7 protein-coding genes and 4 pseudogenes are annotated in these 8869 nt (G+C 52.1%); 3 read left to right on the top strand and 8 right to left on the bottom strand.

The annotated features are described in order from the left end of the window. A pseudogene (locus IKE44_RS10320) lies at positions 1-151 on the bottom strand (MFS transporter); the annotation flags it as partial. Between the two features lie 229 nt (positions 152-380). On the opposite strand from IKE44_RS10320, the gene IKE44_RS10315 reads away from it, so the two are divergent. Beyond that, positions 381-581, top strand: a complete 201-nt coding sequence (locus tag IKE44_RS10315) for an alpha/beta-type small acid-soluble spore protein (RefSeq protein ID WP_025948410.1) — start codon at positions 381-383, stop codon at positions 579-581. A gap of 332 nt (positions 582-913) precedes the next feature. Here the strand turns inward: IKE44_RS10315 and bcaP are convergent, their stop codons facing one another. Continuing rightward, positions 914-2329, bottom strand: a complete 1416-nt coding sequence (gene bcaP / locus IKE44_RS10310) for a branched-chain amino acid transporter BcaP (protein WP_049625387.1) — start codon at positions 2327-2329, stop codon at positions 914-916. A gap of 320 nt (positions 2330-2649) precedes the next feature. On the opposite strand from bcaP, the pseudogene IKE44_RS10305 reads away from it, so the two are divergent. Then, a pseudogene (locus IKE44_RS10305) lies at positions 2650-2854 on the top strand (DUF485 domain-containing protein); the annotation flags it as partial. 1 nt (position 2855) lies between these two features. Beyond that, a pseudogene (locus tag IKE44_RS10300) lies at positions 2856-3477 on the top strand (solute symporter family protein); the annotation flags it as partial. 167 nt (positions 3478-3644) lie between these two features. Here the strand turns inward: IKE44_RS10300 and IKE44_RS10295 are convergent. The 6 genes and pseudogenes from IKE44_RS10295 to IKE44_RS10270 all read right to left on the bottom strand — a co-directional run bounded on the left by IKE44_RS10295 (position 3645) and on the right by IKE44_RS10270 (position 8574). Beyond that, positions 3645-4139, bottom strand: coding sequence for a GNAT family N-acetyltransferase (locus IKE44_RS10295; protein ID WP_015374232.1), 495 nt, complete (start codon positions 4137-4139; stop codon positions 3645-3647). 25 nt (positions 4140-4164) lie between these two features. Beyond that, a complete protein-coding gene (gene menC / locus IKE44_RS10290) occupies positions 4165-5292 on the bottom strand; it encodes an o-succinylbenzoate synthase (RefSeq protein ID WP_287465829.1) in 1128 nt (375 codons plus the stop codon). Beyond that, complete coding sequence (locus tag IKE44_RS10285; protein WP_049626377.1) at positions 5289-6128, bottom strand: GNAT family N-acetyltransferase; 840 nt, start codon at positions 6126-6128, stop codon at positions 5289-5291. Before IKE44_RS10285 ends, menC begins: the two co-directional genes overlap by 4 nt. Then, positions 6103-7272: a M20 peptidase aminoacylase family protein gene (locus tag IKE44_RS10280; RefSeq protein WP_049626376.1), complete on the bottom strand. Its 1170-nt coding sequence runs from the start codon at positions 7270-7272 to the stop codon at positions 6103-6105. Before IKE44_RS10280 ends, IKE44_RS10285 begins: the two co-directional genes overlap by 26 nt. Before the next feature lie 116 nt (positions 7273-7388). Further along, positions 7389-7815, bottom strand: a pseudogene (locus tag IKE44_RS10275) (threonine/serine exporter family protein). Positions 7816-7830: 15 nt separating this feature from the next. Then, positions 7831-8574: a threonine/serine exporter family protein gene (locus IKE44_RS10270; protein WP_287465828.1), complete on the bottom strand. Its 744-nt coding sequence runs from the start codon at positions 8572-8574 to the stop codon at positions 7831-7833. Positions 8575-8869: the final 295 nt, after the last annotated feature.

Here is an 8869-nt window from a genome sequence, read left to right as displayed (position 1 = left end):
TGTCGAGATGCCGTTCCATCGCCGGCAGCACCGGGATGAGCATCGAATTGCCCAGCGTCATGACAAGCGGAATCGAGGCAAGCGCAGCGACCGCCCGCCCCCGACCAGCCTTCCTCCCTGCCGCTTTTGACAGTTGCACCGTCCATTCCATCGCTTCGGTCCCTTTCTTATGAAGTCGATATTTCCACTTATATGATGTGCGTTTTTCTGTGAAAATAATGAATCCATGAGCGGTTATTTTCATGCTTGGGTGGCGAGTAAAAGCTTACTCATGGATGTTTTTAATGGAAAATTAATCCTGTAATTCCCAACCATATCTCTTTGTTCGATCGTCCATACTAATCATACCTCATCAAAAAACCATCAAGGAGGAATTTCATATGGCTCGTTCAAGCAACAAACTGCTTGTTCCAGGCATCGAACAAGCGTTGGAACAAATTAAGTACGAAATCGCCCAAGAGTTTGGCGTACAGCTCGGGGCTGGCACGGTTTCGCGCGCCAACGGCTCCGTCGGCGGAGAAATGACGAAACGGCTCATTGCTCAAGCACAAAGCGAATTGGCAGGCCGAAAAACGGAATAAAGCCGAGCGGAATCACTCGGCTTTTTTCATTTTGGCATCCATCGCTTTCAAATGGCGGTGGACGTCGGCTTGGCGGCGATCTTTCTTGTTGTTGCGGTCGTCATCTGCTGTCTTTTTGGTTGCATAATGCCCCCCAACCGCGATGGACGGGCGCTTCCATGACTCCCTTTTTTAGGGGGAATTTCCCTGCCTGAAGGGGAACTTTCTTTATTTGAATCGGGGTTTTTCCGCATGAAAAAAGAGTGAAACGCGGTGTTGCCGAAAAATTTGACATAATGGAAAAAGGGGCTGTTTCCCCATTTGGGTCAACCCCTTTTTCATTGTTTGGCCGTTCATCCGGCATTTTCTTCCGTCCGTGCCATTTTATTCAGCTCACTATGCTTGCGGCCGTAGATAAAGTAAATCACTAAACCGATCAGCAGCCACGAGACAAAACCGATCCATGTCATCGCCGGAAGCTGAAGAACGAGGTAGCCGCAGAACAACACGGCCAAAATCGGGATGACTGGGACAAACGGAACGCGGAATGCCCGCTTTAAGTCCGGCTGTGTTTTACGCAGCACCAACACGCCGATCGAGACGGTGATAAAGGCAAAGAGCGTGCCGATGTTCGTCAGTTCCGCCAATTTATTGAGCGGAATGATGCCGGCAAATACCGCTACAGCCGCTCCCGTCAGCCACGTATTGACATACGGCACTTGGCGCGTCGGGCTGATGCGGGCAAACACTTTCGGCAACAAACCGTCGCGGCTGATGGCGTAGAAGAGACGCGTCTGCCCATACATCATCACAAGGAGCACGGTCGTAATGCCGGCGATCGCCCCGAGCGAAATAAAGCCTGCCACCCAGTCTTGGTGGATATAGTTTAACGCAAACGCCACTGGGTTTTTCACGTTGAGCTGCTCGTACGGAACGATGCCTGTCAATACGAGCGAAACCACAATATACAACAATGTGCACACAAGCAACGAGACGATGATGCCAATCGGCATATCGCGCTGCGGATTGCGCACTTCTTCTGCCGCCGTCGACACCGCATCAAAGCCGATGTAAGCGAAAAACACCGTCGCCGCGCCGGCTGCCACCCCAGAGAAGCCATACGGCATAAACGGCGTCCAGTTTTCCGGTTTGACATACCAAACACCGACCGCCAAGAAAAGCAAGATGACAGCCACTTTAATAAAAACGACAATCGTATTGAAACGGGCCGATTTTTTCGCCCCTAAATTCAATAAAAACGTAATGAACAGAATAATTAAAATCGCTGGCAAATCGATGAACGTCCCTTTCTCCGGATCATATGCGCTCGTCAATGCTTTCGGGAGTTCGATGCCAAAACCGGCAAGCAACCCTTGGAAATAACCGGACCAACCGACGGCAACCGCCGACGAAGCAACCCCATATTCCAAAATCAAATCCCAGCCTAAAATCCAAGCGATGAGCTCACCAAACGTGGCATAGCTGTAAGTGTAAGCACTCCCCGCCACTGGCACCGTCGAGGCGAACTCGGCGTAGCAAAGCGCCGCAAACACGCACGCCAACCCAGACAAAACGAACGAAAGAACGAGAGCCGGACCAGCATGTTCCGCCGCCGCCACCCCAGTCAGGACGAAAATGCCTGTCCCGATAATGGCGCCGATGCCGAGCATCGTCAAATCAAATGCGCCTAACTCTTTTCGTAGCGAAGCTCCTTTTGCCCCCGATTCTTTCATAAGCAACTGAATCGGTTTTTTACGAAACAAATTCATAGATGTCTCCCCTTGTCGTTTTTTGTAGAAAATTGTTGAATTTTATTGTCGAATACAGTTGTCATTCTACATGATCCTTGTTTTTTTGTAAAGTGCGAAAATAAGAAAAACAACAAAAAACTTTTTCCGTTTTGTGCGGCAAAGCAAAAAAATAATTTTTAAAAATAACAAAAAAATAAATTTAAAAATTTTTCAGATAAATGTATAATGAATGTGTGACAAATTTGTGTCAAGAAAGGGGGATTCACATCCGCCGCTTGCGGAAGAACATTCCATTACTCATTTTGAAAACGCTTTAATACAAACAAGGAGGGATCACGATGGCAGTGAAAAAGGAATCATGGGTCAATCAAGGGAGCGAACTATGAAACCATTGCCCAATCCGCTTCGTTCCGCGGACTCATTCAGGCGAAGAAGCAGTTTATCATCCCAGCCACCGTCTTTTTCTTCGTCTTTTACTTCGCCCTTCCGGTGTTGACGTCGTATTCGAAAGCGCTCAATGCACCAGCGATTGGGCCGGTCAGCATACACGATGGCCGATATGATCGCCGCCCGTTTTGATGATAAGAAAGTGCGCGGCGTTAAATACGATCGCCATCTCGATTTTCTATATGATCGCCCAGCTTGTCGGCGCCGGCGGCCTCATCAAGCTTCTGTTGGGTCTAGACTACATTTATTCCGTCTTGATTGTCGGCGTTTTGATGACGGTGTACGTCGTCTTCGGCGGCATGACGGCAACGAGCTGGGTGCAAATCGTCAAAGCCGTCTTGCTGATGGTCGGTACGTTTATCATTTCCATCATCGTCTTTGCTAAATTCGATTTCAGCATCGCCAAAATGTTCCATGAAGTCAAAACCGCGACACCGCTTGGCGAAGCGTTTTTAAACCCGGGCAACAAGTTTAAAGACCCGCTCGATACGATTTCACTCAACTTGGCGCTCGCGTTGGGGACGGCCGGGCTGCCGCACATTTTAATCCGCTTCTTTACGGTCAAAGACGCCCCGACTGCGCGCAAATCGGTCGTTTATGCAACATGGATCATTGGGCTTTTCTACGTCATGACGATCTTTTTAGGCTTTGGCGCCGCCGCGTTTGTCGGCTATGACAAAATCGTCGCCGCCAACCCGGGCATCATCTCGATTCCGCTCGGCTTTATCGGTGCGATCGTTGGCACGCTCGTCTCGTCGAAAAAATCGGATGAAAAGAAATATACGGAAATTGTCGTCAAAGCAAATACTGGGATAGGACGCGTGTAACACAGCAAAGAAGGGGCTGGCCCAAAACGTGCTTGCGTTTGGGCCAGCCCCAATTAGCATTATAACAGTTTGTATAGGTAATATTCATTTACAAATTCCCCATTCACTCTTAACGATTGAACTCTCTCGCCTTCTAATACGAACCCCATCTTCCTATATAAGTTGAACGCCTTATCGTTCCCTTTCATGACCGTAAGTCCTAATCTCAAAATTCCAACTTCCTTTGCCCACTCAAACGCTTTGTTGAATAGTTTCGTGGCAATGCCCTGTCCTTGATAGTCTTCAAGAACTCCCAAAACAACATTGGCAGAATGTCGATTTCGTTTTACATCGCCTCCTATGACAGCAAGGAACCCGACAAGCTTGTTTTCCGTTTCAGCAACAAAGATCATTTTATTCGGCTCAGACAACATTCTTTCAATCGATTTACTTTGTTGCTCAACCGTTGTTTGCCGTTCGCCAGGCTCAAATAACATAAAACCAGATTCATCAATTTTTTTGCACAACTCCAAGAAATGTTCCGCATCGCGAACTTCAATCGGTCTAATCATCATTTTTTCTTTCTCCCTTTATCATCCTTTATGCCGTCGCCGTACGGTGAAACACCTTCGCAAACTGCGTATACCGCTCCACTTGGCGGCGGTCGACGTCATAGCCGATGCCGGGAGCGTCCGGCACGCGGATCAAGCCGCCGTGCACCTCAACTTCCGGCGTGATGATATCCCGCTCCCAATAATGCGACGACGCGGCGGTGTCGCCGGGAAGGGTGAAGTTTTCCAACGTCGTGATCGCGATGTTGTGGGCGCGCCCGACGCCTGCTTCCAGCATCCCCCCGCACCAGACCGGCGCACCGCGCTCAGCGCAAAGATCGTGGATGCGCTTCGCCTCGCCAAGCCCGCCAACGCGCCCGATTTTGATGTTGATGATGCGACAGCTGCCAAGGTCAAGCGCCTTGCGCGCATCGTCATAGGAACGAATGCTTTCATCAAGGCAAATCGGCGTCTGAAGAAGCGGCTGCAGCCGAGCGTGATCGACAAGATCGTCAGCGGCGAGCGGCTGCTCGATCATCAGCAACCCGAATTCATCGAGCGCTTTCAGCCGATCCGCATCGACAAGCGTATACGCCGAATTGGCATCGGCCATAAGCGGCACGTCAGGAAACACGCGCCGCACCTCACGAATGACGTCCACATCCCAGCTTGGCTTGATTTTCACCTTGATCCGCCGGTACCCTTGCGCCACATACCGCTCAGTCACCTGAAGCAGATCGGCAACCGTCGGCTGGATGCCGATGCTGACGCCGACTTCAATGTCCTTTTTCGCTCCTCCGAGAGCTTGAGAAAGCGGAACGCCGAGCCGCTTGGCGTACAAATCCCATACCGCCCCCTCAAGCGCCGCTTTCGCCATGTTGTTTTGGCGGATGGCAGAAAAGCGCTTTGACAGCTCCTCCGGGTGGTGAATCGGCTCAGCCAACGCAAGCGGCACAAGGAAATCTTCGAGCATATGCCAGTTCGTTTTCACCGTTTCCTCGCTGTACCACGGGGCGGAAAATGCGACCGATTCGCCCCAGCCGGAAACGCCGTCGCGATCGACAACTTCCACTAAAATCAACTCTTTCCTTTGAAACGTGCCGAAGCTCGTCGTAAACGGCGCCTTCAACTCCATTTGTAAATGGCGCAATATGACGTACTCGATGTTGATCGTCATTCTTCTTCCCCTTTCTGCTGCCATCGTTCACTCCGCCGCTTCCATATGTAATAAAGCACCCCTTCCTCCAGGCAGCGCCAAGCGCCGGCGGCAATCCATCCTTCCACAAGCAGCCGCTGAAACAAGGCGCGCGTCGCCAGCCGCCACTCAAGCGCCAGCGCGAAATCCCGCTCTTTCAGCTGCGGAAAGTCAAGCGGGATGGCTGTCAACAACAACGGCGCCGCTGTTTCATCGATGTCTCTCGGCACCGGCTGCAATAGGCCGTCAGCCCTTTGCCCTGCCTCGAGCACCGTCAGACTTCTGGCCTTGAGAAGATCAGCTTTAGCCAAGCTCCGCTCCCCGGTCGGACGCTCATCAAGCCGCCATTCGACGATGAAGCGGTCAGACGGCAGTTGACCGTTCAACGCGTCATTCATTTCGCCGTAGCAGTTTTCCACATACTCGACGCCAACAGCCCCAAGCTTCGCCAAGTTCAAATAGCCGTTGCGACTTTGCAGCGGGTCATACGTCCAGCGGATGACTCGGTAGCCGCGCCGCCGCGCTTCTTCCGCCTGCTTCCTTTTCAGACGGTAGCCGATTCCTCGGTCGCGAAAGGAAGCATCAATCCCCATCATATGGGAACAAAGATACACTTCCCCGTTTCGAAACCCAGGGAAGCTATACACAAAGCCGACGAGTTTCCCGTCCATATACGCGCCGATCACAATGCCGCCGTTTTTTGCCGCCGTCAACGTTTGATGGAGCGGAACCGGCGCTGTTTTCCAAATCTCCTCCTCAAGCTTGGCCATCTCTTTCAACTGTTCGATCGTCTCAATGATTTGCAGTGACAGAGACACGCCCGTTCTCCCCCTGCAGCGCAAACGTCGCAAACGTATTGATGACCGTTCGCGCCAAAATTTCCACACCGGAAAGCAAATCATCGCGCCGGAACGTCATGTTCGGGTGATGGAGCCCCGGACGCAAGTCGCAGCCCAATCCGAGCATCGTTGTTTTCAGCTCCGGTTTTTGAAAGGAATAAAAATGGAAATCCTCTCCTCCCGATGTCACAACCGGCGGAACGCATTTTTCCGTCCCCAAGGCCGCGATAATCGCCTCCTCCATCATCCGCACCGCATCTGGATCAGGATGAGCGGCGACGATGCGCGTCCGTTCCACTAGTTCAATCTCCGCCCCATAAATGGCAGCGACCCCGTTGATCACATGACGCAGCCCTTCAACGAGCCGCTCCATCGCCTCGTTCGTTTGCGCCCGCAAATCAAGGGAGAATTCCGCGTAGTCCGGGATCGTGTTCGCATCTTTTTCACCGGCGTGAAACTTCGTCATTTTGATCGACGCCGGCACTTGCGGATCAATATGAATTTTGCCGAGCTCTTGCACAATGGCGCTGCCGACTTCAATGACATTGACGCCTAAATGCGGCCGCGCCGCGTGCGCCGCCACACCGCGGATCCGCCCTTCGATGCATTGCGCCGCCCCATGGATGATCGCCGGCGCCGCATATCCGCCTTTCACTTCTTGAATCGGCCGCAGGTGAACGCCGTATAAAAACGACACGCCGTCGACCGCTCCTTTTTCGATCAGCTTTAACGCCCCTGTTCCTTTCTCCTCGGCCGGCTGGAACAAAAACCGGAGCGTCCCCGGCGGCTCATAGCCGATGCGGCGAAGCAGCTTCGCCACCCCGAGCACGATCGTCATGTGGGCATCATGTCCGCACGCATGGTTCGGCTGCCAAACGCCGTTCACTTCTTGCCAAAGCGCATCCATATCGCTGCGCACCCCAACCGTAAACGGCCCGGCGCCGATTTCCGCCACCACACCCGGGCAATCGGCAAACGTCCGCACCCGATATCCTTCGCGCTCCAACTCTCGACGGAGAAATTCAGTCGTTTGCCACTCTTCCCAGCTGATTTCTGGATGGCGGTGAAGGTGATCGAAAACCTCCCATAGCTCCGCTTTCATCTGCTCGATAATGTCTTTCATTCCGCTCTCCCCCGCTGTTTCAAAATCGATAGAAAAAACATCGTTATATTCATTATAATATTCAGACAAACAAATACAACGATAGGCAAATGATTGGAAAAAACAGACACGTGCCATTACGGGCGGCGCTTTACCAGCTGGTTGACGACCTCAGAAAAAATGAGCCCCATCGCAATCGCCCCGGAAAATCATGAACGCTTTTGCCGCCAACGGAATCGCTGCATTGTAGTCGTTCATGACGACATGACGCATCGCTTCAAATGCCGTCCCACCTGGAACGAGCGGGAGAATGCCAGGAACAATAAAAATGGTTGCCGGCGCCCGATAGCGCCGAGCAAACGCATTGCTTAAAAAGGCGACGAAAAACGCGGCTATAAACGTCGCAATCACACTGTCTACGCTCGAACGTACAGCAAACGTATAGGCCGCCCATCCGCTCATCCCGACAAATCCGCTATGCGGCAACAGCCGTGGCGGAACATTAAAAATCATGCCAAACAACGTTGACGCCACAAAGCTAAGCAGCAACTGCATAACAATCATGACCTGTGCTCCCTATCATCGAATAGATAAAACAAAGGCGATGCCAGTGCCGATCGCAAACGCCGTCAAAAACGCCTCAGCACCGCGCGACAAACCGGCGATCAAATGGCCGGCCATTAAATCGCGCACCGCATTGGTAATCGCCAGCCCCGGCACGAGCGGCAACACCGAGCCGATGATCATGTTCCCGACGTCCCCGCCAAATCCGGCCTGCACCATTAACAATACGAGCCCCCCGGCGACAAAAGAAGCAAAAAATTCCGCGAAAAACCGGATTTTCACAAACCGATGCACCATCTCAAAACACCAAACTGCCACCCCTCCGGAAAAAAGCGATGGGAAAAAGTGAACCATCCCTCCAATCAATGACGCAAAACAAGCACTCGCTAACGCTGCGGCGGCGGTTTGCTGCCAAAGAGGGTAACCCATCGGGGCGCGCCCGATATCCTCGAGCTCCTTTCGCGCCTTTTCAAGCGTCAATTCACCGCGGCTGATGCGCCGGGAAATATCGTTCACGACCGCCACTTTCGCTAAATCAGTCGAACGCTCGGAAATGCGGATCAATCTGGTTGAGTCTGTCCCTTCAACAGAAAAAATAATGGCCGTTGGTGTGACATAACCATGGGAGCGCGGCATGCCAAACGAAGCAGCGATGCGCGTCATTGTATCTTCCACCCGGTACGTCTCCCCACCGCTTTCAAGCATCAATTTTCCCGCTAATAAACAAACCTCAACAATATCATCCACCCGCTCCGTCATAACCGGTTTGCTCCTTTCGTTTTCGCCCGGCATGGCATTGGCCATCCCGTTTTCCCCTGCCGGGCGCTCATCGCAAAAACAAACTCCCACCAAACATATACATGTCAATGCGGGTACAAACGACACCGTGATATCCATGGGGCAATGAATTTATTTGCCAAAGTATATTATGGTGAAATCCGCCCATTGGAATTTACGGTCAAACCGTTTACGTATTGACGGATTGCTTAGGTATGAAGTCGTAGATGGCGAGTTCCCGCCCTTGAGTATCATGGATACTCATGTTGCCTGTGGC

The organism is Geobacillus sp. (assembly GCF_017515625.1).
Classification (GTDB): Bacteria; Bacillota; Bacilli; order Bacillales; family Anoxybacillaceae; genus Geobacillus; species Geobacillus stearothermophilus.
The sequence above is the reverse complement of the archived record's forward strand: the minus strand, read 5'-3'. Positions and strand labels throughout refer to the sequence as shown.

Excerpts from the sequence above, each read along its gene's own strand:
- IKE44_RS10270 (WP_287465828.1), bottom strand. The coding sequence starts at position 8,574 with ATGACGGAGCGGGTGGATGATATTGTTGAGGTTTGTTTATTAGCGGGA.
- IKE44_RS10315 (WP_025948410.1), top strand. The coding sequence starts at position 381 with ATGGCTCGTTCAAGCAACAAACTGCTTGTTCCAGGCATCGAACAAGCG.
- menC (WP_287465829.1), bottom strand. The coding sequence starts at position 5,292 with ATGACGATCAACATCGAGTACGTCATATTGCGCCATTTACAAATGGAG.
- bcaP (WP_049625387.1), bottom strand. The coding sequence starts at position 2,329 with ATGAATTTGTTTCGTAAAAAACCGATTCAGTTGCTTATGAAAGAATCG.
- IKE44_RS10280 (WP_049626376.1), bottom strand. The coding sequence starts at position 7,272 with ATGAAAGACATTATCGAGCAGATGAAAGCGGAGCTATGGGAGGTTTTC.
- IKE44_RS10295 (WP_015374232.1), bottom strand. The coding sequence starts at position 4,139 with ATGATGATTAGACCGATTGAAGTTCGCGATGCGGAACATTTCTTGGAG.